Source organism: Streptomyces sp. Ag109_G2-15 (assembly GCF_900215565.1).
In the GTDB taxonomy this organism is placed as follows: Bacteria; Actinomycetota; Actinomycetes; order Streptomycetales; family Streptomycetaceae; genus Streptomyces; species Streptomyces diastatochromogenes.
Genome location: NZ_OCNI01000001.1, coordinates 6,129,659 through 6,154,405 on the forward strand (window position 1 = coordinate 6,129,659; position 24,747 = coordinate 6,154,405).

At 71.9% G+C, this 24,747-nt stretch carries 24 protein-coding genes and 1 riboswitch; of the genes, 16 read left to right on the forward strand and 8 right to left on the reverse strand.

What is annotated here, in order from left to right; genetic code table 11:
* Window positions 1-6: 6 nt before the first annotated feature.
* A complete protein-coding gene (locus CRP49_RS27700; RefSeq protein WP_257033503.1) occupies window positions 7-390 on the forward strand; it encodes a DUF742 domain-containing protein in 384 nt (127 codons plus the stop codon).
* 26 nt (window positions 391-416) lie between these two features.
* Here CRP49_RS27700 and CRP49_RS27705 read toward each other — a convergent pair whose 3' ends face one another.
* Complete coding sequence (locus CRP49_RS27705; protein ID WP_097255812.1) at window positions 417-968, reverse strand: Repetin; 552 nt, start codon at window positions 966-968, stop codon at window positions 417-419.
* A gap of 304 nt (window positions 969-1,272) precedes the next feature.
* Here CRP49_RS27705 and CRP49_RS27710 point away from each other — a divergent pair, with 304 nt between their 5' ends.
* Complete coding sequence (locus tag CRP49_RS27710; RefSeq protein WP_097255813.1) at window positions 1,273-2,061, forward strand: carbon-nitrogen hydrolase family protein; 789 nt, start codon at window positions 1,273-1,275, stop codon at window positions 2,059-2,061.
* Between the two features lie 79 nt (window positions 2,062-2,140).
* Window positions 2,141-3,838 carry an NAD(P)/FAD-dependent oxidoreductase gene (locus tag CRP49_RS27715; RefSeq protein ID WP_097255814.1) on the forward strand — a complete coding sequence of 566 codons (1,698 nt, stop codon included), beginning with the start codon at window positions 2,141-2,143 and terminating at the stop codon, window positions 3,836-3,838.
* A 42-nt stretch (window positions 3,839-3,880) separates the two neighbouring features.
* Here the strand turns inward: CRP49_RS27715 and CRP49_RS27720 are convergent, their stop codons facing one another.
* Together CRP49_RS27720 and CRP49_RS27725 are read right to left on the reverse strand one after the other, a co-directional pair.
* Window positions 3,881-4,810 (reverse strand): LLM class F420-dependent oxidoreductase, encoded by a 930-nt coding sequence (locus CRP49_RS27720; protein ID WP_097255815.1) that lies wholly within the window; start codon window positions 4,808-4,810, stop codon window positions 3,881-3,883.
* Between the two features lie 96 nt (window positions 4,811-4,906).
* Window positions 4,907-5,593 (reverse strand): DUF5995 family protein, encoded by a 687-nt coding sequence (locus CRP49_RS27725; protein ID WP_097255816.1) that lies wholly within the window; start codon window positions 5,591-5,593, stop codon window positions 4,907-4,909.
* 209 nt (window positions 5,594-5,802) lie between these two features.
* Here CRP49_RS27725 and CRP49_RS27730 point away from each other — a divergent pair, with 209 nt between their 5' ends.
* Complete coding sequence (locus CRP49_RS27730; RefSeq protein WP_097255817.1) at window positions 5,803-6,921, forward strand: glycoside hydrolase family 6 protein; 1,119 nt, start codon at window positions 5,803-5,805, stop codon at window positions 6,919-6,921.
* Here CRP49_RS27730 and CRP49_RS27735 read toward each other — a convergent pair.
* On the reverse strand, window positions 6,903-8,312 hold the full coding sequence (locus CRP49_RS27735; protein WP_097255818.1) for a uracil-xanthine permease family protein: 1,410 nt from the start codon (window positions 8,310-8,312) through the stop codon (window positions 6,903-6,905). The two genes, CRP49_RS27730 and CRP49_RS27735, sit on opposite strands and share 19 nt — an antisense overlap.
* Window positions 8,313-8,444: 132 nt before the next feature.
* On the opposite strand from CRP49_RS27735, the gene CRP49_RS27740 reads away from it, so the two are divergent.
* Window positions 8,445-9,701 carry an alginate lyase family protein gene (locus tag CRP49_RS27740; protein ID WP_097255819.1) on the forward strand — a complete coding sequence of 419 codons (1,257 nt, stop codon included), beginning with the start codon at window positions 8,445-8,447 and terminating at the stop codon, window positions 9,699-9,701.
* Window positions 9,702-9,802: 101 nt separating this feature from the next.
* Entirely contained in the window at window positions 9,803-10,261 is a 459-nt protein-coding gene (locus tag CRP49_RS27745) for a thioesterase family protein (RefSeq protein WP_094221674.1), read from the forward strand.
* Here CRP49_RS27745 and CRP49_RS27750 read toward each other — a convergent pair.
* The gene (locus CRP49_RS27750) at window positions 10,221-11,435 is read right to left on the reverse strand and encodes an MFS transporter (protein ID WP_097255820.1); all 1,215 of its coding nucleotides are present in this window, start codon (window positions 11,433-11,435) and stop codon (window positions 10,221-10,223) included. The genes CRP49_RS27745 and CRP49_RS27750 overlap by 41 nt on opposite strands.
* A 123-nt stretch (window positions 11,436-11,558) precedes the next feature.
* Between CRP49_RS27750 and CRP49_RS27755 the strand changes: the two genes are divergently transcribed.
* Complete coding sequence (locus CRP49_RS27755; protein ID WP_097255821.1) at window positions 11,559-12,767, forward strand: ROK family transcriptional regulator; 1,209 nt, start codon at window positions 11,559-11,561, stop codon at window positions 12,765-12,767.
* A gap of 54 nt (window positions 12,768-12,821) precedes the next feature.
* Here CRP49_RS27755 and CRP49_RS27760 read toward each other — a convergent pair whose 3' ends face one another.
* Window positions 12,822-13,565, reverse strand: a complete 744-nt coding sequence (locus CRP49_RS27760; protein WP_097255822.1) for an SDR family oxidoreductase — start codon at window positions 13,563-13,565, stop codon at window positions 12,822-12,824.
* 95 nt (window positions 13,566-13,660) lie between these two features.
* Entirely contained in the window at window positions 13,661-14,551 is an 891-nt protein-coding gene (locus CRP49_RS27765; protein ID WP_097255823.1) for an RNA polymerase sigma-70 factor, read from the reverse strand.
* 259 nt (window positions 14,552-14,810) lie between these two features.
* Window positions 14,811-14,941, forward strand: a riboswitch (FMN riboswitch).
* Window positions 14,942-15,102: 161 nt separating this feature from the next.
* On the opposite strand from CRP49_RS27765, the gene CRP49_RS27770 reads away from it, so the two are divergent.
* From CRP49_RS27770 to CRP49_RS27810, 9 genes are all read left to right on the forward strand, one after another.
* On the forward strand, window positions 15,103-15,708 hold the full coding sequence (locus CRP49_RS27770) for a riboflavin synthase (RefSeq protein WP_097255824.1): 606 nt from the start codon (window positions 15,103-15,105) through the stop codon (window positions 15,706-15,708).
* Window positions 15,705-16,346, forward strand: a complete 642-nt coding sequence (locus CRP49_RS27775) for a nicotinamide mononucleotide transporter family protein (protein WP_094221668.1) — start codon at window positions 15,705-15,707, stop codon at window positions 16,344-16,346. The genes CRP49_RS27770 and CRP49_RS27775 overlap by 4 nt, the downstream gene beginning before the upstream one ends.
* Window positions 16,343-17,680: a bifunctional 3,4-dihydroxy-2-butanone-4-phosphate synthase/GTP cyclohydrolase II gene (locus CRP49_RS27780; RefSeq protein WP_097255825.1), complete on the forward strand. Its 1,338-nt coding sequence runs from the start codon at window positions 16,343-16,345 to the stop codon at window positions 17,678-17,680. The genes CRP49_RS27775 and CRP49_RS27780 overlap by 4 nt, the downstream gene beginning before the upstream one ends.
* Window positions 17,681-17,702: 22 nt before the next feature.
* Window positions 17,703-18,188, forward strand: a complete 486-nt coding sequence (gene ribH / locus CRP49_RS27785; RefSeq protein ID WP_094221666.1) for a 6,7-dimethyl-8-ribityllumazine synthase — start codon at window positions 17,703-17,705, stop codon at window positions 18,186-18,188.
* Between the two features lie 34 nt (window positions 18,189-18,222).
* Window positions 18,223-18,495 (forward strand): phosphoribosyl-ATP diphosphatase, encoded by a 273-nt coding sequence (locus tag CRP49_RS27790; protein WP_031486114.1) that lies wholly within the window; start codon window positions 18,223-18,225, stop codon window positions 18,493-18,495.
* Window positions 18,496-18,541: 46 nt separating this feature from the next.
* Window positions 18,542-19,390 carry an ATP phosphoribosyltransferase gene (gene hisG / locus CRP49_RS27795; RefSeq protein WP_094221665.1) on the forward strand — a complete coding sequence of 283 codons (849 nt, stop codon included), beginning with the start codon at window positions 18,542-18,544 and terminating at the stop codon, window positions 19,388-19,390.
* A gap of 14 nt (window positions 19,391-19,404) precedes the next feature.
* Window positions 19,405-19,848: a PH domain-containing protein gene (locus tag CRP49_RS27800; protein WP_097255826.1), complete on the forward strand. Its 444-nt coding sequence runs from the start codon at window positions 19,405-19,407 to the stop codon at window positions 19,846-19,848.
* 173 nt (window positions 19,849-20,021) lie between these two features.
* Window positions 20,022-21,356, forward strand: coding sequence for a hemolysin family protein (locus CRP49_RS27805; protein WP_097255827.1), 1,335 nt, complete (start codon window positions 20,022-20,024; stop codon window positions 21,354-21,356).
* A complete protein-coding gene (locus CRP49_RS27810) occupies window positions 21,353-22,438 on the forward strand; it encodes a hemolysin family protein (protein ID WP_097255828.1) in 1,086 nt (361 codons plus the stop codon). Before CRP49_RS27805 ends, CRP49_RS27810 begins: the two co-directional genes overlap by 4 nt.
* 74 nt (window positions 22,439-22,512) lie before the next feature.
* On the opposite strand, the gene CRP49_RS27815 is transcribed toward CRP49_RS27810, so the two are convergent.
* Window positions 22,513-24,375, reverse strand: a complete 1,863-nt coding sequence (locus CRP49_RS27815; RefSeq protein WP_097255829.1) for an AAA family ATPase — start codon at window positions 24,373-24,375, stop codon at window positions 22,513-22,515.
* Window positions 24,376-24,747: the final 372 nt, after the last annotated feature.

Here is a 24,747-nt window from a genome sequence, read left to right on the forward strand (position 1 = left end):
CCCGCGGTGAGTGACGAGCACTGGTACGAGGACGAGACCGGGTCGATGGTCCGTCCCTACACCGTGACCCGGGGCCGCACCCGGCCCTCGGACCGGCACACCATCGACCTGATGTCCCGGGTCACCGGCCTGGAGCCGGACGGCGCGGCGCACCCGGACCTCGACCACGCCCCCGCCGCGCTGCTCGACCTGATCCGCCGCGGCCCGCGACCGGTGGCCGAGCTGGCCGCGGACGCCGACCTGCCCCTGACCGTCGTACGGGTCCTGCTCGGCGACCTGGCCGAGGCGGGGCTGGTCCGTATCGACGAGCCCCGCCGCCTGCCGGTCACCGGCCCGGCCGCCGATCCGGGGCTGCTGCGGGAGATCGTGGAGCGGCTGAAGGAGCTGTAGCCGCGGCGCTCAGGGCCGGGTGACCCTCACAGCGCCGGGTTCCACGGGACGACCTCGAAGTCACCGGTGCCCTGCTTCACCTTCTCGAAGGGAGCCGACGACACGCACGGGGGCAGGTCCTTGGTGTCCGTGGGGCTGCCGAGCCCGGCCCAGCTGTAGCCCAGCCGGTCGTGCCGGCCGAGGTCGTGGACCGTGACGCCGACCCGCTTGCCCTTGGCCCCCGGCAGGTCCGAGGCCGTGATCACGCCGGAGACGACGGCGACCTTGCCGCCGGTGACCAGGCAGTCCACCTTCGCCTTCGCCCAGGCGCCGTCCCCGTGCAGGTAGTGGCTGAACTCGAACGTTCCGGTCGCCTTCCGCGGGTCCTTGGTGTCCTTCGCCGCCAGATGCGCGTCGAAGGAGAAGGTGATGTCGTCCCCGGCCGACCGGTACAGCTTGGCCGTGCCGGTGAGCGCGGCGGCCTCGCGCTGCGGATGGTGCGCCCCGGCTCCCGAGGCCATCGCCGCGCCCGCCGTCCCGGCGGTGATCAGCAGGGCGGTGGCACAGACGACGGCGGCGATCTTCGTACGACGCTGCATGACGGTCCTTTCCGCAGGTCAAGCGCGTGAACTGAACGCTCACCACTCTCCCGGCGGCGGGCCGTCGGCACATCGCTCCGCGGGTGGCATCCCGCCTCCCCCGTCCGGCGGGGAAGCCCCGCCGTGACCTGCGTCTGCGGGGGAGGGGAACCCCGCCCGGGGGCGCGCAACGAATCGCCGCCCGACCCCCCTGTCACGCAACGAACCGCGCACCGGCGCGCAACGGCTCCTTCTTGTCCGGCCGAGCGCGCCGACCGTACCTTCGTTGTGGCCCCCAAAACCCCCTTTCCGGTGAGGAACCCGCATGCGTACCGCACTGCTCCAGAGCTCCGGCCGCCCCGGCTCGATCGCCGAGAACCTCAAGGTCCTCGACGAGGCCGCGGGCCGGGCCGCCGCCGGGGGCGCCGCGCTGCTGGTCGCGCCGGAGATGTTCCTCACCGGCTACGCGATCGGCGACGCCGTCGGCCGCCTCGCCGAGCCCGCCGACGGCGACTCCGCCGACGCGATCGCCGAGATCGCCACCCGGCACGGCCTGGCCATCGCCTACGGCTACCCGGAGCGCGACGGCGAGACCGTCCACAACTCCGCCCAGCTGATCTCCGCCGACGGCACCCGGCTCGCGAACTACCGCAAGACCCACCTCTTCGGCGGCTTCGAGCGCGACCACTTCACGGCGGGCGAGCAGCCGGTCGTCCAGGCCGAGCTGAACGGCCTCACCGTCGGCCTGATGATCTGCTACGACGTCGAGTTCCCGGAGAACGTCCGCGCCCATGCCCTGGCCGGCACCGACCTCCTCGTCGTGCCGACCGCGAACATGCACCCGTTCGAGATCGTCGCCGAGTCGATGCTCCCGGTGCGCGCGTTCGAGAACCAGATGTACGTCGCGTACGCCAACCGGGTCGGCCACGAGGGAGAGTTCGAGTTCTTCGGACTGTCCACCCTCGCGGGCCCCGACGGCATCGCCCGCACCCGCGCCGGCCGCGGCGAGGAGTTGGTGTTCGCCGACGCCGACCCCGCCTTCCTGGCCGCCTCCCGCGAGGCGAACCCGTACCTGAAGGACCGCCGCCCCGGCCTGTACGGGTCCCTGGCCTGACCCCCCGAGCCCTCCCTCCCCGTATCACCCCCCACCCGAGCCCTCCCCGCCTCACCCCCGCGCAAGGAGTCCGTACCCCATGACGTCCACGGTGCCCAACGCCGTCGAGCACGCCGACGAGCAGCAGCCGCCGATCACCATGTTCGGCCCGGACTTCCCCTACGCCTACGACGACTTCCTCGCCCACCCGGCGGGGCTCGGCCAGATCCCCGCGACCGAGCACGGCACCGAGGTCGCCGTCATCGGCGGCGGTCTGTCCGGCATCGTGGCCGCCTACGAGCTGATGAAGATGGGCCTCAAGCCCGTCGTCTACGAGGCCGACCAGATCGGCGGACGCCTGCGCACCGTCGGCTTCGAGGGCTGCGACGAGTCGCTCACCGCCGAGATGGGCGCGATGCGCTTCCCGCCCTCCTCCACCGCCCTCCAGCACTACATCGACATGGTCGGCCTGGAGACGCAGCCCTTCCCGAACCCGCTGGCCGAGGCCACCCCGTCCACCGTCGTGGACCTCAAGGGCGAGTCGCACTACGCCGAGACGATCGACGACCTGCCCCAGGTCTACCGGGACGTCGCCGAGGCCTGGAACAAGTGCCTGGACGAGGGCGCCGACTTCTCCGACATGAACCGCGCCATGCGCGAGCGGGACGTGCCGCGCATCCGCGAGATCTGGGCGAAGCTGGTCGAGAAGCTCGACAACCAGACGTTCTACGGCTTCCTCTGCGACTCGGAGGCCTTCAAGTCCTTCCGGCACCGTGAGATCTTCGGCCAGGTCGGCTTCGGCACCGGCGGCTGGGACACCGACTTCCCGAACTCCATCCTGGAGATCCTGCGGGTCGTCTACACCGAGGCCGACGACCACCACCGCGGCATCGTCGGCGGCTCCCAGCAGCTGCCGCTGCGCCTGTGGGAGCGCGAGCCGGAGAAGATCGTCCACTGGCCGTACGGCACCTCGCTGAAGTCCCTGCACCTGGACGGCGAGCCGCGCCCGGCCGTGACCCGGCTGCACCGCACCGTGGGCAACCAGATCACCGTGACCGACGCGAACGGTGACATCCGCACCTACCAGGCGGCGATCTTCACCGCCCAGTCCTGGATGCTGCTGTCCAAGATCGCCTGCGACGACTCGCTCTTCCCGATCGACCACTGGACCGCGATCGAGCGCACCCACTACATGGAGTCCTCGAAGCTGTTCGTCCCCGTCGACCGGCCGTTCTGGCTGGACAAGGACGAGGAGACCGGCCGGGACGTCATGTCGATGACGCTCACCGACCGCATGACCCGCGGCACCTACCTGCTGGACGACGGCCCGGACAAGCCCGCCGTCATCTGCCTCTCCTACACCTGGTGCGACGACAGCCTGAAGTGGCTGCCGCTGTCCGCGAACGAGCGGATGGAGGTCATGCTGAAGTCGCTCGGCGAGATCTACCCGAAGGTCGACATCAGGAAGCACATCATCGGCAACCCGGTGACCGTCTCCTGGGAGAACGAGCCCTACTTCATGGGCGCGTTCAAGGCCAACCTGCCCGGCCACTACCGCTACCAGCGGCGCCTGTTCACGCACTTCATGCAGGACCGGCTGCCCGAGGACAAGCGGGGCATCTTCCTCGCCGGCGACGACATCTCCTGGACGGCCGGCTGGGCCGAGGGCGCGATCCAGACCGCGCTGAACGCGGTCTGGGGCGTCATGCACCACTTCGGCGGCGAGACCGACGCGGCCAACCCGGGCCCGGGTGACGTCTACGACGAGATCGCCCCGGTGGAACTGCCCGAGGACTGACCGGGATCTCGTCTCCCCGAGCCAAGGCGCGGGCGGCCGGACTCAGACTCCGGCCGCCCGCGCCTTTTCAAACACCTCGGCGGCGACGTCCTTCAGCTCCTGCGCGTCCCGCGCGGTGCCCTGGAGGTCGATGAGGATCTCCTCGAGACCGATCTGCGCGTGCGCCACCAGGTCCTCGACGATCTGGTCGACATTGCCCTGGAAGGGCCGGCGGTCCGCGCCCTCGTACGCCTTGGGCAGGCGGACGCAGTTCACCCGCAGCACCGTCTGGATCGGCTCCGTGCGGCCGCGCTCGGCAGCGAGGTCCCGCAACTGCTGCCACTGGCCGGCGATCTGCTCGACGCCCATGCCCACCGGCAGCCAGCCGTCGGCGTGGTCCACGAGCCGGGTGAACGCCTTCTTGTTGCTCGCGGCCAGCAGGATGGGGATCGGCCGGGCGGGCTTGGGCCCGACCACGGCGGACTCGATCTTGGTGATACGGCCGTCGTAGCGCACCGGGTCGGGGCCCCACACCGCCCGGCACACGCCGATGATCTCGTCGAGCACCTTGCCGCGCTCCGCGATCGGCCGGACGCCCGCGGCGGCGTACTCGTCCAGCGACCAACCGGTGCCGAAGCCGGCGATCACCCGGCCGCCGCTCGCGGCGTCCAGCGAGGCGAGGGCCTTGGCGAGCTGGAACGGGATGTGCAGCGGAGCCACCAGCACACTGGAGCCGAGCCGGGCCCGCTCGGTGGCCGCGGCCGCCAGGGTGAGGGTGACCAGCGGATCCGCCACGTTCCGGTACTGGTCGGGCCAGGGCAGGCCCTCGATGCCGTACAGGCCCTGGGTGGCGGGCTCCGGGAACAGGGCTCGCTCGAAGACCCACAGGCTGTCGTAACCGGTCGCCTCGGCGGCGCGCGCCACGTCGGGCACGTCCTTGCCGAGGGAGTACTGCCGCATCTGGGGAAGACTCAGGCCGAGCCGGGTCGCCATACCGCTGCTCCTCTGCGCTGGGTGTTGAACCGTCAACGTACGGCGATCCCACGGCAGTTCCACAGGAGGCTCGCCCACGGGCCGGATCCGGCCACGTCAGTCGGTCAGCGGGGTGAGCAGCATGCGGCCCGCGAAGCCGACCGCCGCGTCCAGGCGCTCGGCGAACTCCTCGACGACGTCCTCGCAGTGCCGCAGCGCCCACAGCGCCCGGGCCGCCGCCCAGGTCGCGTCCCGCGCCCGCTCCAGGCTCCAGGATCCCAGCAGATGGGTGATCGGATCGGCGATCTGCAGCAGGTCGGGGCCCGGCATCAGATCCTCGCGGATGCGCTCCTCCAGCGAGACGAGGAGGTCACCCACGCGGTCGAACTCGTCCTCCAGGTCCGCCGGTTCGCAGCGGAGCGTACGACAGGCGTCCACCACGGCGAGCGCCAGGTCGTGCCCGATGTGCGCGTTGATGCCCGCGAGCGCGAACTGCAGCGGCCGTACGCCGGGATGGCGGCGGAGCTGGAACAGGGGCCGCCAGCAGGCGGGTGGACGGCGGTCCCGGTCCACCGCGTCGACCGCCGCCAGATACCGCTCGGCGAACCGGACGTCCAGCGCGGTCGCCGCCCGTGGGTCCGGGAACTCCCCTCTGTCCAGGCGCCGGTCGACCTCCTCGGTGACGGCGAGGTAGACGCGGTTGAACACGGCGACCCCGTCCCGCTCGGGCAGTTCCGCGTCGAGGGCGCGCATCCGGGCGATCACGGCGTCGACGGGTGAGGTGAGGTGTTCCGACTGCACCATGGGGGAAGGGTCCCAGCCTTGACCCGACCCGTGTGCCGACCGGACCGGTGCTTCGCCGGAACGGGGGAACACAGGGCGGGCAGGACGGGAAGGATGGGAGTGACATCGCACGCGGGGAGGGAGGGAGGAGCGAGACCGTGTCAGGCTTACGCACCCGGCGCCTGGCCGCGCGCCGGGCCGAGCGCAGGCGGGCCCGCAGGCGCGCGGCGATGGTCGCGGCGGCCTCGGTGGTCGCCCTGGTCGGCACCGTCACCGGGATGGTCTCCGCGCTGGACCACGGCCGGGGCTCCGACCAGGCCCGGCCCGAGGTGACCGGCACCCCGAGCCGCGCGCCCCTGCCCGCCCTCCCTGAGCCGTCGCCCTCCCCGTCGAGGACGACGCGGACTGCCACGGCCGAGCCGGAGACGCCGGAGCAGCAGGCCCCCACCCCCTCCCCGACCCGCGCCGAGAGGAAGCAGCGGACCGATGCCGTGACACCCCGTCTCTACCGCCACCCCGACTCCCAGGTGCTGGACTGGGTCCGCGCCCACCCCGACGACCCGCGCACCGCCCTCATCGCGTCCCGGATCGCCGACCGGCCGGCCGCGGTGTGGTTCGCCGACTACAGCCCGGACACCATCGCCGCCAAGGTGCGCGCGGTCACCGCGGGTGCGGCGGCGCAGGGCCGGGTCCCGGTGCTCGTGCCGTACGACATCCCCGACCGTGACTGCGGTGGCGCCTCCCAGGGCGGGGCACCGGACCTCGAGGCCTACGACGCCTGGATCGACGCCTTCGCCGAGGGGCTGGGCTCCGACGAGGTGATCGTGATCCTGGAGCCGGACTCGGTCGCCCAGTCCGACTGTCTCTCGGACGCGGACCGGGCCGCCCGCTTCGCCTCACTGGCCCGCGCGGGTCGGGCCCTGAAGGCGGCGAACCCGCGCGCGCGGGTCTACTTCGACGCCGGCCACTCCGGCTGGAACCCGCCCGACAAGCAGGCCGCCCTCCTCAGGCAGGCGGGAGCCGTCGCCGCCGACGGCATCTTCAGCAACGTCTCCAACTTCCACACCACCGCCGACGAGATCGCCTACGACCGGCAGGTCCTGGACGCCCTCGGCGGCCCGGCGAGCCTCGGCGCGGTCATCGACACCAGCCGCAACGGCAACGGCGCCCCGCCCGACCACCAGTGGTGCGACCCGGCCGGCCGGAGGATCGGCCGGGCGCCGACCCTGACCACGGGCGAGGCCCGCATCGACGCCTATCTGTGGGTGAAGCTGCCGGGGGAGTCCGACGGCTGCAAGGGCGCGCCCGGGACGTTCACGCCGTCGTACGCCTACGACTTGGCGCGCTGATCCTCCTCGCGCTGACCCTCCTCCTCGTCGTAGGTGGACGTGCCCTCGTCCAGCAGCGGCTCCTGCGGCTTGAGGTGGGCGGGTGCGAGGGCGCCCAGGGCGTGGTAGCCGGTGATGACGACCAGGGTGCCGAGCGCGATGCCGCTCAGGGTGAAGTGCTCGCCGAACTTCATGGACACGTTGCCGACGCCGATGATGATGCCCGCGGCCGCCGGGACCAGGTTCAGCGGGTTGCGCAGGTCCACCTTGGCGTTGATCCAGATCTGTGCGCCGAGCAGGCCGATCATGCCGTAGAGGATGACGGTGATGCCGCCGAGGACACCGCCCGGGATCGCGGCCACGACCGCCCCGAACTTCGGGCAGACGCCGAAGAGCAGCGCGAAGCCGGCGGCGGCCCAGTAGGCGGCCGTCGAGTAGACGCGGGTCGCGGCCATCACGCCGATGTTCTCGGAGTACGTGGTGTTGGGCGGACCGCCGACCGCGGTGGACAGCATGGAGGCGACGCCGTCGGCCGAGATGGCCGTACCGAGCTTGTCGTCCAGCCGGTGGCCGGTCATCTCGCCGACCGCCTTGATGTGTCCGGCGTTCTCCGCGACGAGCGCGATGACCACGGGCAGGGCGACCAGGATCGCCGACCACTGGAAGGAGGGCCCGTGGAAGGACGGCAGCCCGATCCACTCGGCCTTGCCGACGCCGGAGAAGTCGAGCCGCCAGTGGTCGGTGACCTTGCCGCTCGCGTCCACCGAGTGGATCTTCCCGAAGACCTGGTCGGAGGCCCAGGAGAGGCCGTAGCCGAAGAGCAGGCCCAGGAAGATCGCGACGCGTGACCAGAAACCACGCAGACAGACGACGGCCAGACCGGTGAACAGCATGACCAGCAGGGCCGTCCACTGGTCCTGCGGCCAGTACGTGGACGCGGTCACCGGCGCGAGGTTGAAACCGATCAGCATGACGACCGCGCCGGTGACGATCGGCGGCATCGTGACGTGGATGATCCGCGCCCCGAAGCGCTGCACGGCGAGACCCGCGAGGAACAGTGCGACACCGACGACGAACACCGCGCCGGTCACCGTCGCGCTCGTGCCGCCCTGCGCCCGGATCACCGCGGCCACGCCCACGAAGGACAGCGAGCAGCCCAGGTAGCTGGGGATCCGGCCACGGGTCGCGAGCAGGAAGATCACGGTCGCGACGCCGGACATCATGATCGCGAGGTTGGGGTCGAGCCCCATCAATACCGGGGCGACGAAGGAGGCTCCGAACATGGCGACCACGTGCTGGGCGCCGAGGCCCACCGTGCGGGGCCAGGAGAGCCGTTCGTCCGGGCGTACCACCGCTCCGGGCGCGGGCGTGCGCCCGTCACCGTGCAGCTTCCAGCGCACGCCGAGGTCCATGGTGGGGTTTCGCTTTCTCTGTACGTGAAGACGGTCCGGACCATTGTCACGGTTACCTGGCCGCTCTACGCTCGCACGGTCCTACTCATGAACCATGTTCACATACCTGATCCATGACGATCGGAGTGCTCGATGAGTGGAAGATCCCGAGCGACCGTGCTGCTGGCCACGGTGGTGACCTTCTCGGCCGTGCTCGTCCCCTCCGCACACGCGGCGCCCAAGGCCCCGCGGACGGCCGTGCTGGACGGCACCCGCCTCCAGCAGACCCGGGCCCGCCTGGACCACGACCCCCGACTCCGGCGCGCGCTCCAGGACCTGACGACCCGTGCGGACGCCTGGCTGGACCAGGGTCCCTGGACGGTGGTCGACAAGCCCAAGCCCGCCCCCGGCGGTGACGTCCACGACTACCTGAGCCAGGCCCCCTACTGGTGGCCCACGACCACCCCCACCGCCGACAACCCCTGGGGCTGCCCGTACGTCCAGCGCGACGGGCAGCGCAATCCCGAGGTCGACAGCGGCACGGACCGGCAGGACGTGGAGAAGGTCTTCGACGCCACGTACGACCTCTCGCTCGCCTGGTACTACACCGGCAAGCGGAGTTACGCCGAGAAGGCCGGGCAGATCCTGCGCACCTGGTTCCTCGACCCGGCCACCCGGATGAACCCCGATCTGAACCATGCCCAGTTCATCCCCTGCAAGTACGACGGCCGGGCCATCGGCATCATCGACTTCTCGCAGTCGTACACGAGCGTGCTGGACGCCCAGGGCATCCTCGCCACCGGAGCCCCCGGCTGGACCTCCAAGGACCGCACCGCGATGGGCAAGTGGAACACCGACTTCCTCGGCTGGCTGAAGAACAGCGACTTCGGCAGGCAGGAGGGCGCGGCCGCCAACAACCACGGCACCTTCTACGACATGCAGCTCGCCGCCCTCGCCTACGCCACCGGCGACACGGACCTGGCCCGGCGGACCGTGCTCGACGCGCGCGCCAAGCGGATCGACCCGCAGATCGCCGCCGACGGCAGCCAGCCGCAGGAACTCGCCCGCACCCGCAGCTGGCACTACTCGACCTTCGACCTCGTCGCCTACACCCGGCTCGCCGCCATCGGCCGGCATGTGGGTGTGAACCTCTGGGCCTATCGGGGGCCGGACGGGCAGAGCCTGTTCAGGGCGGTGGACTATCTGCTGCCTGCCGCGACCGGTGCCGCCGCCTGGCCGCATCCCGAGCTGGAGTTCTACCGGTACGCGGCGAGCGACGTCGTCCATGCGGCGGCGGACGCCGGTGACGCGGCGGCGAAGGCGGCCGTGCCCGGCCTTGAGGGGCCTCCCGGCGGCGACCTGTGGGCGCTGCGGCCCGCCGCCGAGCAGCTGGACTCGATAGCGGGCTGAACAGGCAGGTCTGACCAGGGCCTTCCCGGCCGGGGCTCCTGAGCGGTCGCTTAGTATGGAGTGTCCTACCGCCCCGTACGCCACGCTCAGGAGCCCCTCCCGTGACCGCCGAAGCCCCGATAGCCCCCGCCGTCGCCTACGGCCGGCTGATCCCCGTCACCGTCCACTTCGACGACCTGGACGCGCTCGGGCTGCTCCACAACGCCCGCTATCCGCTGATGGTGGAGCGCGCCTGGACCGAGCTGTGGACCGAGCACGGCATCCGGTTCGACGGCGACTGGGTGGCCGCCGGCGACGCGTGCAACGCCGTCCGCGAGCTGCGGATCGGTTACGAGGCGCCGGTGACCCGCCCGGGCACCTACGCCGTCCACCTCTGGCTGGAACGGCTCGGCACCACCGGCCTGACCTACGGCTTCCGCTTCTGCTCGGCCGACGGGACCCGGACCTACGCGCAGGGCACCCGGGTGCTGGTCCGGCTGGACGCGACGACCATGCGCCCCGCGCCGTGGAGCGACTCCTTCAGGGCCGCGGGTCGGGAACTGCTGCGGCCTGCGGACTGACCCGCGTCCGGCCGCCGCGCTCGGCGGTGCGCAGCACACCCGCGAACAGGGCCAGCCCGCAGGCCAGCGCGGTCACCACGCAGAACGAGACCGTCAGGCTGGTCGCCTGCGCCACCCCGCCGATCAGGCTGGGCGCGATCAGCCCCGAGGTGTAGGTGATCGTCGCCACGCCCGCTATCGCCTGACTGGGGTTGGGGCCGGAGTGGCCGGCCGCCGCGAAGCACAGCGGCACGACCACGGCGATCCCGAGTCCCATCAGCGCGAACCCGGCCATCGCCACCGCGGGATACCCGGCGGCGACGACCAGCAGGCCGCCGAGACCGGCCAGGACACCGCCGGCCCGCACCGTGCGGACCGCGCCGAAGCGGTTCACCACCGCGTCCCCGGCGATCCGGGCCACCGCCATCGTCAGCATGAACCCGGTCGTCGACGCCGCCGCCAGACCGGCCGAGCTGTCCAGCCGGTCCCGCAGGAACACCGCCGACCAGTCCAGGCTCGCCCCCTCCGCGAACACCGCGCAGAAGCCGACCGCACCGATCAGCAGGGCCGAGCGGGGCGGCAGCGCGAACCGCGGCGGCGGCTCCTCGTCCTCGGCGGGCTGCAGGTCCAGCACCCAGCCGCAGGCCAGCAGCCCGAGCACGGTGAGGACGCCGGCGGCGAGCGCGAAGTGCACGCGCGCGTCCGCGCCCAGGTGGGCGGCGAGCGTGCCCGCGGCCGAGCCGGTCAGCGCGCCCGCGCTCCACATGCCGTGCAGACCGGACATGATCGACTTCCCGAGCAGTCGCTCCACCTCGACACCCAGGGCGTTCATCGCCACGTCGGCCATGCCCGCGGTCGCGCCGTAGACGAACATCGCCAGGCACAGCGTGTACAGGTTCGGCGCGAAGGACGGCAGGACCAGCGCCAGCGTCCACAGCGCGATCAGCCCGCGCAGGGCCGTACGGCTGCCGAAGCGGTGACTGATGCGGCCCGCCAGCGGCATCGCGCACGAGGCGCCGAACGCCGTGAACGCCAGCGCGAACCCGAGCTGCCCCGCGCTCAGCGAGGCGTGGTCCTGGATCCACGGCACGCGGGTCGCGAAGGAGCCGGTGACCGCGCCGTGCACGGCGAACACGGCCGCCACGGCATACCGGGCGCGCCTGACTTCGTCACGCGTGTAACCCACGTCACCCATGTTCCAGCCCCTCCCCGGGAGAGTGTCCCCACCGCTCCGTCGCGGCACCGTCGTAAACTATCAGGGACCCTGCCTGATAGATAGTGAGTATTACGGCCGCCCGCGTCTGGGAGGATTCCGGTCATGCCCGCATCACCGAGCACCGCCCGGGCCATCAACGACCGGCTCGCCCTGCGCCTGTTGCAGCGGGAAGGCCCGCTGACGGCAGGGCAGTTGAAGCAGCTGACCGGACTGTCCCGGCCGACGGTCGCGGACCTCGTCGAACGGCTTACCGCCTCCGGCCTGATCACCGTGGTCGGCGAGTCCGGCGAGCAGCGCCGGGGCCCCAACGCCCGGCTCTACGGCATCGTCGCCGACCGCGCCCACCTGGCCGCGCTCGACGTACGCACCGAGGGCGTCTTCGTGCTGGTCTCCGACCTCGTCGGGCGGGTGCTGGCCGAGGCGGCCGTGCCGATCGGCGGGGACACCGGGACCGGGCCCGCCGTGGAGCAGGCGGTGGCGGCCGTGGAGCGCGCCGCGAAGGAGGCCGGTGCCGACCGGCTGCACACCGTCGGCATCGGAGCGCCCGGCCTCGTCGACCCGGCCACCGGCGACCTGCGCGACTCCGGCGGCCTGCCCGCCTGGCACCGGCGCCTGGCCGCGGCCCTGCAGGAACGGCTGCCCGAGGCCCGGGTCACCGTGGAGAACGAGACCAACCTGGCCGCCCTGGCCGAGCAGCGCGAGGGCGCCGCCCATGACCGGGACACCTTCGTCCTGCTCTGGCTGGGGCACGGCGTCGGCGCCGCGGTCGTCCTGGACGGCACCCTCCGCCGCGGCGCCTCCGGCGGCACGGGCGAGATCGGCTTCCTGCCGGTCCCGGGGACGACCGCACTGCCCTCGGCGACCGACTGCGACGGCGGCTTCCACTCGCTGACCGGGGCGGCGGCGGTCGGCGCACTGGCCCGGGAGTTCGGCCTGCCGCGCGCGGAGCCGATGGACGGTCCCGGCGTCGCCGTGGTGGTGCGCGAGGCGGTCGCCGAGGTCACCGGCCTGCCCGGCGGGGGATCCGGCCCCGCCGACCGCTTCCTCGACGCCCTCGCCCACCGGGTCGCCATCGGGGCCGCCTCCGTCGCCTCCATCCTCGACCCGGGCTGTGTGGTCCTGGGTGGCGAGGTCGGACAGGCCGGGGGAGCGGTGCTCGCCGCACGCGTGGAGGAGCGGCTCCGCCGGATGTCACCGCTGGTCACCGAGGTACGGGCCAGCAGCCTGGGCGGGGCCGCGGTCCTGCGCGGGGCCCTGCTGACGGCCCGGGAGCGGGCCCAGGACGAGCTGTTCGCACCGGCGGAGCGCTAGTCGTACGGGAAGGTCATCCTGCGAAGCGCCCCCGGAGCGTCACCGCCCGGAGCGTCACCGCCCGAAGCGGCGTGCCAGGTACTCCTCGAAGGTCCCCTTGCCCACGGCCTGCTCCGGCGTCAGATGGCCGCCCGCTCGGAAGGCGCGGTAGGTCTTGCCGAACAGAGGCAGGTTCGCGACGGGTCGGCGCCTGCCGGTCGCCCGCAGAAAGGCGCGGGCCAGCGAATCGAACGTACGGACCTCGGGCCCGCCCATGTCCGGCACCCGCCCCGCCGGTGCCCCGAGCGCCAACTCGGCCAGTCGGTCAGCCACTTCGGCCACCTCCACCGGCTGGTCCGACACCCCGGCCGGCACCAGCACGACGGGCGGCTTGGCCAGTCCCTGGAGCAGCGTCACCACCAGGTCGTGGAACTGCGTCGCCCGCAGCACGGTCCAGCCGAGCCCCGACTCCTCGATCCGCCGCTCCACCGCCAGCTTGGACCGGTAGTAGCCGAACGGCACCCGGTCGACGCCGACGATGGAGATGTAGACCAGGTGGCCCACCCCCGCCCGCCGTGCCGCCGCGATCAGGTGGTCCGCCGCCTGCTCGTCGCCGCCGCGCGGACTGCTCGCGCAGTGCACGACCGTCTCCACGCCGTCGAGGGCCGCGTCCAGACCGGGCCCGCCCGCGCGCAGGTCGACGGCGTAGGGCTGGGTGTGCCGGCTGAGCACCCGCACCTCGTGCCCGTCCGCCCGCAGCCGCTCGGTGACGAGCCGCCCCAGCGTGCCGGTTCCGCCGGTCACCAGGATCGTGGTCATGCTGTTTCCGTCCCTCCGGACCCGGGGCACCCCTGGTCGGGGCGCCCTTCGCCAGCTGAGACCGCGCAGCCCCGCGAGAATGTGACAGGCCCCGGCTACGGGCGGGTGAGCTGCCGTCGTACGTACTCCAGCTTGTCCGGGTTCATCACGGCCCGCACCTGCGCGATCCGCCCGTCCCGCAGCTCGAATCCGAAGACCCCGAGCAGGGTGTCGCCCGCCCACGCGGCCATTCCGTTCTCGCCGTTGACCTCCACCACCACCAAGTCCAGTCCCGTCGCGAACCGCTGGGAGATGCCCACCAGGAAGCGGACGACCTTCTCCCGGCCCTCGATCGGCCGCAGGGCCGCCGTGACCTTGCCGCCGCCGTCGCTCCACCAGGTCACGTCCGCCGCCAGCAGCTTCTCCAGACCGGCGAGGTCACCCTCCCGGGCCGCCGTGACGAACGACGTGACCAGCTGCTCCCGCCGCTCGGGGGCGGGCTCGAACCGGGACTCCGGCGCGGCCACCCGGCCCACCGCACGCCGGTACAGCTGGCGGCAGTTGGCCTCGCTCAGGTCCAGGACGTCCGCGATCTCCCGGTGGCCGTAGGCGAACGCCTCGCGCAGCACGAACACCGCGCGCTCGGTGGGGGTCAGCCGCTCCAGCAGCACCAGCATCGCCATCGAGACCTGCTCGCGCACCTCCGCCGACTCCAGCGGTCCGAGCGTGCCGTCGGAGGTGACCACCGGCTCCGGCAGCCAGGTCCCGACGTACTCCTCGCGGCGCACCCGGGCGGAGGTCAGCCGGTTCAGGCACAGGTTGGTGACGGTCTTGGCGAGCCACGCCCCCAGATGCTCGATGCCCGCGCGGTCGGCGCCGCTGAGCCGCAGATACGCGTCCTGCACCGCGTCCTCCGCCTCCTGCGCTGAGCCGAGCAGGCGGTAGGCCAGGCCGAACAGCCGGGGGCGGTGGGACTCGAACTCGTCGGCGAGCGGCGGCGTCGTCATGGGCCCACCCTGTCAGAGGCGTGGGCGACCCGGCGGCGGGCAAGGGCCGTCGTCACCGCCACCGGGCCCGCCCGCACCCTAAAAGGACTAGACCAGTGTGGTCAATGGGTCTGGACCAAGGTCAACCCTCGCTCTTCGCACGGCAGTTGACCAGGCCGGTTCCATCGCGCAAGTCCAGCGACACACGCTGTGAGGGAGCCCACACCCTCCGCCTGTCTGGACGGCCACCCGGCGTGGCACACTGGCCGTGTACCAGAAGCAGCGCACTCCGGGGTCGGTGAAAGTCCGAACCGGCGGTTACAGTCCGCGACCCGGTCGCTTCCAGCGGCCGGTTGACCAGGTGAAATTCCTGGACCGACGGTTAAAGTCCGGATGGGAGGCAGTGCGCGGCGGGCGGGCATGTTCGTGTGCGCGCCGCCGTATCTGGGCTCGTCCGTGTGGACGGGTCCTTTTCGGCGTCGGCAGCGCTCACGGTGCTGCTCACCCGTCCATTCTGTCGTCATCGACAGGCCCCGGAGTCCGTGCCCCAATGAGGCAGGAGGACCCGGGAAGTGTTCACCGGAATCGTCGAAGAGCTGGGTGAGGTCACCGCCGTCGAGAACCTCGGCGACGCGTCCCGTTTCCGGCTCCGTGGCCCCGTCGTGACCGAGGGCGCGCAGCACGGCGACTCCATCGCCGTGAACGGGGTCTGTCTCACCGTCGTGGAGCACGAGGGCGACGAGTTCACCGCCGACGTCATGGCCGAGACCCTGCAGCGCTCCAGCCTGGGCGCGCTCGCCGTCGGCTCCCGGGTCAACCTCGAACGCCCCACCGCCGTGGGCGCGCGCCTCGGCGGGCACATCGTGCAGGGCCATGTGGACGGCACCGGACAGGTGCTGGCCCGCACGCCCTCCGAGAACTGGGAGATCGTCAGGATCTCGCTGCCCGCGGACCTCGCCCGCTACGTCGTGGAGAAGGGCTCCATCACCGTCGACGGCATCAGCCTCACCGTCGTCGAGGCCGGCCCGGACTACTTCACCGTCAGCCTCATCCCGACCACCCTCGACCTGACCACGCTCGGCCACAAGCAGCCCGGCGACCCGGTCAACCTCGAGGTGGACGTCATCGCCAAGTACGTGGAGCGGCTGCTCGCGGCCGGTCAGGGGGCCGGCAAGTGAGCTGGCTGAACTCCGAGGCGTTCACCATGTTCGGCCAGCACATCATCTGGTCCGACATGGTCGGCAACATCCTGGGCCTCATCACCCTCGCCCTCGGCTGGCGCCGCTCCCTGTGGACCTGGCCGGTGCAGTTCCTGTCCGGCCTCGTCCTCTTCGCCGCCTTCTACGGCCACCTGACCGGCAGCGCCGGCAAGCAGGCCGTCGTCATGGCCGTCGCGCTGTACGGCTGGTGGCAGTGGCAGCGCACCAAGGGCAAGGCCGAGGACGGGCACATCGCCCCCCGGTTCGCCACCTGGCGCGAGCGCGCGGTGATGCTCGCCGCTGCCGCCGCCGGCACCGTCGCGGTGGCCCTGCTGTTCACGGCCTACCCGAAGCTGTCCTGGGACCCCTGGCCGGACGCCTACATCTTCGTCGGCACCCTCGTCGCCATGTACGCCCAGGCCAAGGCCATGGTCGAGTTCTGGTTCGCCTGGCTGCTCGTCGACCTCGTCGGCGTGCCCCTCAACTTCGCCAACGGCTACGCCTTCTCCGGTTTCGTCTACGTCATCTACGGCGCGCTCGTCCTGTGGGGCATGCGCGACTGGTGGCTGCGCTCCCGCCGGACCGCGCAGCCGGTCCTGGAAGGAGCACCGGCATGACTACGGCACCCGTCCTCTACAGCCCGGACGACATCGAGGACTTCACGCTCGACCCGGTCGAGCAGGCCATCGCCGACATCGCCGCCGGCCGCCCGATCGTGGTCGTCGACGACGAGGACCGGGAGAACGAGGGCGACCTCGTCGTCGCCGCCGAGAAAGTGACCCCCGAGATCGTCGCCTTCATGATGAGCGAGTGCCGCGGCCTGATCTGCGCGCCCATGGAGGGCGACGAACTCGACCGGCTGCAACTGCCGCAGATGGTCGCGGACAACACCGAGTCGATGAAGACGGCGTTCACCGTCTCCGTCGACGCCTCCGCCGCGCACGGTGTCACCACCGGCATCTCGGCCGCCGACCGCGCCACCACGCTCCAGCTGCTGGCCGACGGCACCGCCGAGCCCACCGACTTCGTCCGCCCCGGCCACATCTTCCCGCTGCGCGCCAGGGAAGGCGGCGTCCTGGTCCGCAACGGCCACACCGAGGCCGCCGTCGACCTCGCCCGGCTCGCGGGCCTGCGCCCGGCCGGCGCCATCGTGGAGATCGCCGGCGAGGACGGCCGTATGCTGCGGCTGCCCGAGCTGATCCCGTTCGCCCGCAAGCACGGCCTGACGATCATCTCCATCGAGGACCTGATCGCCTACCGCCGCGGCAGCGAGCCCACCGTCCGCCGCGAGGCCGAGACCCGCCTGCCCACCGTGCACGGCACCTTCACCGCGTACGGCTACCGGTCCGCCCTCGACGGCGTCGAGCACGTCGCCCTCGTCCACGGCGAGATCGGCGAGGGCGAGGACGTCCTGGTCCGCGTCCACTCCGAATGCCTCACCGGCGACGTCTTCGGCTCCCTGCGCTGCGACTGCGGCCCCCAGCTGGACACCGCCCTGGAGCGCATCCAGGAGGAGGGCCGCGGAGTCGTCGTCTACCTGCGCGGACACGAGGGACGGGGCATCGGGCTGCTGTCCAAGCTGCGCGCCTACGAGCTTCAGGAGCAGGGCCGCGACACCCTGGACGCCAACCTCGAACTCGGCCTGCCCGCCGACGCCCGCGACTACGGCGCCGGTGCGCAGATCCTCGCGGACCTCGGCGTCCGCAGCGTCCGCCTGATGACCAACAACCCCGAGAAGACCGACGCGCTGCTGCGCCACGGCCTGAAGGTCACCGGCCGCGAGCCGATGCCGGTCCAGGCGGGCGAGCACAACCTCCGGTACCTGCGCACCAAGCGGGACCGGATGGGGCACGACCTGCCCTGGCTGGACACGCCGGCCGGGTCGGCTCCCGCGGCCGCGTCCGCGACAGCCCCTGTGGCCGCATCCGCGGCCACCTGCGCCAACCAGTAAGCGAACAGCACTAAGGAGAGACGTGAGCGGCAAGGGTGCACCGGAACTGTCCGTACGCAACGTGAGCGACCTCAGGGTCGCCGTGATCGCGGCGCAGTGGCACGAGAAGGTGATGGACGGCCTGGTGGACGGCGCGCTGCGCGCCCTGCACGAGCTGGGCATCGACGAGCCGACCCTGATCCGGGTCCCCGGCACGTTCGAGCTGCCGGTCGCCGCCAAGGTCCTCGCGGGCCGCGGCTACGACGCGGTGGTCGCCCTCGGCGTCGTCATCCGCGGCGGCACCCCCCACTTCGACTACGTGTGCCAGGGCGTCACCCAGGGCCTCACCCAGGTGGCCGTCGAGACCGGCGTCCCCGTCGGCTTCGGCGTGCTCACCTGCGACACCGAGGAGCAGGCCCTGGACCGGGCCGGTATCGAGGGCTCCAACGAGGACAAGGGGCACGAGGCCGTGACGGCCGCGGTGGCGACGGCGGCCACGCTCCGCTCAGTATCTGAACCCTGGCACTAGGGAGTACGGCAAACCGCGTAGGGTGGGGCTCACCATGTCCAAGAAGACGTTCGAGGAGCTGTTCACCGAGCTCCAGCACAAGGCCGCCAACGGCGATCCCGCCACCTCCCGCACCGCCGAGCTGGTCGGCAAGGGCGTCCATGCCATCGGCAAGAAGGTCGTCGAGGAGGCCGCCGAGGTCTGGATGGCCGCCGAGTACGAGGGCAAGGAGGCGGCCGCCGAGGAGATCTCGCAGCTGCTGTACCACGTCCAGGTGATGATGGTCGCCCGCGGAATCTCCCTCGACGACGTCTACGCCCACCTGTAAGTCACGCACTCCCACCCGCACACCTCACGCAAAGGAAGCCGACCTCATGCTGCGCATCGCCGTCCCCAACAAGGGTTCACTGTCCGGCCCTGCGGCGGAGATGCTGCATGAGGCCGGCTACCAGCAGCGCCGGGAGTCCAAGGAGCTGCGGATCGTGGACCCGGAGAACGAGGTCGAGTTCTTCTACCTCCGCCCCCGCGACATCGCGATCTACGTCTCCTCCGGCCGGCTCGACATCGGCATCACCGGCCGCGACCTCCTGGTCGACTCCGCCGCCGACGCCGAGGAGATCCTGCCGCTCGGCTTCGCCCGCTCCACCTTCCGCTTCGCCGCCAAGCCGGGCACCGCGAACGGCATCGAGGACCTGAAGGGCAAGACGGTCGCGACCTCCTACGAGGGGATCGTCGCCCAGCACCTCGCCGACAGCGGCATCGAGGCCTCCGTCGTCCACCTCGACGGCGCCGTCGAGACCGCGATCGAGCTGGGCGTCGCCGAGGTCATCGCCGACGTCGTCGAGACCGGCACCTCGCTGCGCAACGCGGGCCTGGAGGTCTTCGGCGAGCCGATCATGAAGTCCGAGGCCGTCGTCATCCGCCGCACCGGCGCCGACGGCGAGGAGCCCAAGGTCCAGCAGTTCCTGCGCCGCCTCCAGGGCGTCCTCGTGGCGCGGACCTACGTGATGATGGACTACGACTGCCGCGTCGAGCAGCTCGAGAAGGCCGTCGCCCTGACGCCGGGCCTGGAGTCGCCGACCGTCTCCCCGCTGCACAACGAGGGCTGGGTCGCCGTCCGCGCCATGGTCCCCGCCAAGGAGGCGCAGCGGATCATGGACGACCTGTACGAGATCGGCGCCCGGGCCATCCTGACCACGGCCATCCACGCCTGCCGCCTCTGAGGGACCGTACGACCATGACCGACCTGCCGACCCTGCCTGTCACCTTCCGGCCGGGCCGAACCCGGGCGATCCTGCTCACCGCCGGTGTCGTGATCTTCCTGGTGATCTCCGGGATCGCGATGCTGCTGGAGCAGCTCGGCCCGGGGGAGCGGCTCAGCTTCGTCGTCACCGGGGCACTGATCTTCTGGGTGCTCGCCCAGCTCGCCCGGGTGAAGGTCGTCGCCGACGAGTCCGGCGTCACCGTCGTCAACATCGCCAGCAAGAGGCGCCTGGCCTGGGCGGAGATCCTCCAGGTGAACCTCCGTCCGGGCGACCCCTGGGTGTTCCTCAACCTCAGCGACGGCACCAGCCTGCCCGCGCTCGGCATCCAGCCGGGCATCGCCAAGCAGCACGCCATCGCCGACGCGAAGGCCCTCCGGGCGCTCGCCGAGGCCCACTCGACTACGGATCTGCCGTAGAGGGCCATGTCTTGATTAATCTGTTGGCGGAGGCGTTTTCCGTACGCCTCCGCCTCTGCAGTGCCCCCGGCCCTCAGAGGCCCCCTGCTACCCGAGGAGTGACTCCCTCCAGCGATGGACGGATCGTCCTGTAGTACCTGCGCCGCCCCCTCCCGGCATACCGAGGCGGCGGCATGACCATCCCCCTGCTGCTCCTCGGAGCCGCGTTCCTGCTGATTCTCGCCAACGGCTTCTTCGTGGCGGCCGAGTTCGGCCTGGTGACGGTCGAGCGCCCGGACGCCGAGAAGGCCGCAGCCGAGGGCGACAAGCGCGCCCGTACGGTCGTGGAGTCGCTGAAGGAACTCTCCTTCCAGCTCTCCGGCACCCAGCTCGGCATCACCATCACCTCCCTCGTCGTCGGCATGCTCGCCGAACCGGCCCTGGCCGAGCTGCTGCGGGGCCCGTTCACGGCGACCGGCATCCCCGAGGGCGCCGTCTCCGGTGTCGCCGTGGTCGTCGGCATGCTGCTGGCCTCCGCGATCCAGATGGTGATCGGCGAACTCGTACCCAAGAACTGGGCGGTGTCCCGGCCGCTGCAGGTCGCGCGCTTCGTCGCGGGCCCCCAGCACCACTTCTCCCGCCTGTTCCGCCCGGTGATCGCCGTGCTCAACACGGTCGCCAACCGGCTGGTGCGCGCCCTCGGCGTGGAGCCCGCCGAGGAACTGGCCTCCGCCCGCACCCCGGGCGAACTGGTGTCCCTGGCCCGGCACTCGGCCCAGGCCGGCGCCCTGGAACAGGACACGGCCGACCTGTTCGTGCGGACCCTGTCCCTGGGCGACCTAACCGCGCAGCACGTCATGACCCCGCGCGTGAAGGTCAGCGCCCTCCAGGACACGGCCACCGCCGAGGACGTCGTCAACCTGACCCGCGCCACCGGTCTGTCCCGCTTCCCGGTCTACCGCGAGAAGATCGACGAGATCGTCGGCATGGCCCACCTCAAGGACGCGCTGGCGGTCCCCGTGCGCGACCGGCTGCGCACACCGGTCGGCCGTATCGCCCGCAAGGCGCTGCTCGTCCCCGAGACGCTGCCGGTCCAGCCCCTGCTCGCCCGGCTGCGCAGCGAGCAGCCCATCGCGGTGGTCGTGGACGAGTACGGCGGCACGGCGGGCGTGGTCACCCTGGAGGACATCGTCGAGGAACTCGTCGGCGAGGTCCGCGACGAGCACGACGCCAAGGACATGCCCGAGCTGGCCCCCGCCCCGCCGGAGGACGGCAGGCCCGCCTGGGACGTCGACGGCAGCTGCCGGGTCGACATCCTGCTCCGCATAGGCCTCGACGTGCCCGAGGGGCCGTACGAGACCGTCGCCGGCCTGGTCGCCGACCTGCTCGGCCGGATCCCGGCCCCCGGCGACCGGGCCGAACTGCCCGGCTGGCGGCTGTCCGTCCGCCAGGTCGGCCACTACCGCGCCGAACGGGTCCGCCTGGTCAGGACGGTCCCCGCGGTCAACGTCATGGAGGCCGTCCGATGAGCGTCCTCCAACTGGTCTTCGCCGCGCTGCTGGTGCTCGCCAACGGCTTCTTCGTCGGCGCCGAGTTCGCGCTCGTCTCCGTGCGCCGCAGCCAGATCGAACCGCTCGGCACGGCCCGGGCCCGGCAGGTGCTGTACGGCCTGGAGCGGCTGCCGCAGATGATGGCGGCCGCGCAGTTCGGCATCACCATGTGCTCCCTGACGCTCGGCGCGGTGGCGGAGCCGACGGTGGCGCACCTGCTGGAGCCGCTGTTCGAGGCGGTCCACCTGCCGGACGGCATGATCCACCCGCTGGGCTATGTGATCGCGCTCGCCGCCGTGGTCTTCTTCCACCTCGTGATCGGCGAGATGGTGCCGAAGAACCTCGCGATGGCGGCCCCGGAGAAGGCCGCGCTGTGGCTGAGCCCCGGTCTGGTCGCCTTCGCCCGCGTGTGCAGGCCGATCACGGTGGCTCTCGGCGCCTGCGCCCAGGCCATCCTGCGGCTCTTCCGCGTCGAGCCCAAGGACGAGGTGGAGGCCGTCGTCACCAGCGAGCAGCTGAACCGCCTGCTGGAGGACTCCGGCCAGGCGGGCCTCCTCGGCCCCGAGGAGCGGGAGCGCCTTGAGGACGCCCTGGAGCTGGGCTCCCGCCCGGTGACGGACGTCCTGCTGCGGCGCGAGTCCCTGGTGACGGTGACTCCGTCGGTCACCCCGGGGGAGATCGTCGACCTGACGGCCCGCACGGGTTACTCCCGCTTCCCGGTGGAGGCCGGGACGGGTGCGTTCATGGGCTACATCCACGTCAAGGACGTCCTGGACCTGGAGGACTCCGGCCGAGCCGTCCCCCAGCACGTCTGGCGCCCCATGACCACCCTGCGCGCGGAACTCCCCCTGGACGACGCCCTGACGGTCATGCGCCGGGCGGCCACCCACCTGGCCCAGGTGGCGGACGCCTCCGGCCGGATCCTGGGCCTGGTCGCCCTGGAGGACGCCCTGGAACTCCTGGTGGGCGAGGTACGGGACCCGGCGCACCGGGCGACCCCTGAGCCGAAGGTCTCCGAGCCAAGGGTGAGCGGCGAACCGGAGGAAGCACTGGCCACGTAGCGCCGTCCCCGCCTGCGGGCGCGCGGGGGCTGGTCGCGCAGTTCCCCGCGCCCCTTTGGGGCGCTTGACTCCACCTACGTGGCCGACGGATCGTGCGGTCCCCGCCCCGACAGCACCTCTCCGTACGCCTGCATCAGATCCGGCAGTCGCAGCGTCGCGAGGTCGTCGCGCGACAGCACCCCGGGATAGGTCGACAACCGCAGATCCCGGTACGCGCAGCTCTTCTCATACAGCGTCCGCAGGAACCGCCCGTTCCCGAGTTCGTCGATCCACCCCTGATCGACCACGTGCCCGGCGATGGACCGCAGCTCCTCCAGCGCCTCCTCGTCCCACAGATCCCCGTTGTCCGCCGCGAGCACCCTGCCGATCTCGGTCAGCTCCAGCGGCCGGTAGGAGGGGAAGTCCACCCGGGTGGTGAAACGGGAGGAGAGCCCGGGGTTCGCGGCGAGCAGCCGGTCCATGCCCTCCGGATAGCCGGCCAGGATCACCACCAGGTGGTCCCGGTTGTCCTCGGCCCGCTTGAGCAGCACCTGCAGAGCCTCGTCGCCGTACGCGTCGCCCTTGCCGTAGCCGGAGTTGGACAGCGAGTACGCCTCGTCCACGAACAGCACACCGCCGATCGCGGAGTCGATCAGCTCGTTGGCCTTCACGGCCGTCTGCCCCAGGTACTCGCCGACGAGATCGGCCCGCTGGGCCTCCACGAGATGGTCGCCGCCGAGCAGGCCGAGAGCGTAGAAGACCCGGCCCAGGATCCGCGCGACCGTGGTCTTCCCGGTCCCCGACGGTCCGGAGAAGACGAAGTGCCGTTTCGGCGGCTGCACCGGCAGCCCCTGCCCGGCCCGCAGCCGCGCCATGTTCAACTGCGCCGACAACGCCTTGACCTGGCGCTTGACCGGTTCGAGCCCCACCATGCGCTCCAGCTCGGCGAGCGCCTCCTCGAGTAACGCGGCGTCGGTCGGCCCCGCCGGCAGCGGCGAGACCGGTACCCCGCTCTTGATCCGCACCGCCGGATCGGGGACCGACGGCAGCGGCCCGGTCGGCAGGTCCGGGTCCGGCAGCCTGAGATCGCGTCCCTCGGTGCCGAAGAGCGGATCGAGCGTGTCCGGCCCGTCCATGGCGTCCGCACCGGCACCGGTCAGGGTGATCGCCGCGAAGTCGGCCGGGTCGTCGTACCCGTCGCCCTCGGCGATCGCGGCGAGCCGGGCCGAGGTGTCCATGAAGGCCGGGTCGACCCGGTGCACCGCGCGGTACAACGGCATGGCCGCGGCACTGCGCCCGGTGCCCTCGTGCGCCCGCGCCAGCCAGTACCGCAGCTCCTTGCGCTGCGGCTGCTCGCTGCGGCAGCGCATCAGCGCGGCCGAGAGAAGGGGCTCGGCCTGGCCGTACATCTCCAGCCGGACCCGGGCCATACCGCCGAACAGGCCCGCCTCGATGCCGAGCAGGGGATCGTCGAGCAGTGGATCGGTGTGCCGGACCAGTTGGTCCCAGTCCTTGACGAGATAGGCGCGGCAGGCGTGCAGGAAGCGGACCTGCGGGTCGGTGTCGACCGGGGGCAGCCCGGCGAGCGCGCGGTCCAGCTCCGGGACGTGCCGGCCGTCCAGCCAGTGCGAGGCGTGCGCCAGCAGCAGATCGCGGGGGCTCTCCAGCACCGGCTGCACCCACCAGCCCAGCCAGTACCAGGAGTTGATGGTCCGGCGGTGCCGGGCACGCTGCTCCCCGAAGCGGTCCCGGTGCCGGAACATTCTGAGCAGCGCGGTCGTCGTGTCGACGCGCAGCGCGTGCAGCCCGAGCCAGGCGTCCGCCATCCCCGGATCCATCCGCGCCGCGGCGCGGAACTCCTCCTCCGCCTGCGGGTAGGCACCCATCGTGTAGGCGTCCACACCTCGCAGCCAGGCGAGGTCGGCCGGGGCCTCGGGGCCCTGCGTGCCGAAGTCCATCACGTCCCCCACAAACCGTGCCCCCGTTGGTTCACCGCCGGGCAGTCGCCCGACGGCCGCCGCGGTCGAACCGCTGTGCCGCGGACCGGAGTTGCAGGTGCGCGAGGCAGCCGCTCGAAGGTCGCACCGAGGGCATCGTACCCGTGGGACGACCGCACGCCGAAGGGTGCCGCACGGGCCGTTTGGCGAGGTGGGAGCAGACGGGGCGCACACGAAACGGTGACCGAGGGTGAGCGGATCGGTGCGCGGGGCGCCCGGAAAACGGGCCGCGGGCAGAACGAAGCCCCCGATCACGGGGGAACAACCGGGGGCTTCGCGTCTGTAGGGCGGCTCCGAATGGCCGCACATTGAGAACGTAAGTCCTGTACGGTC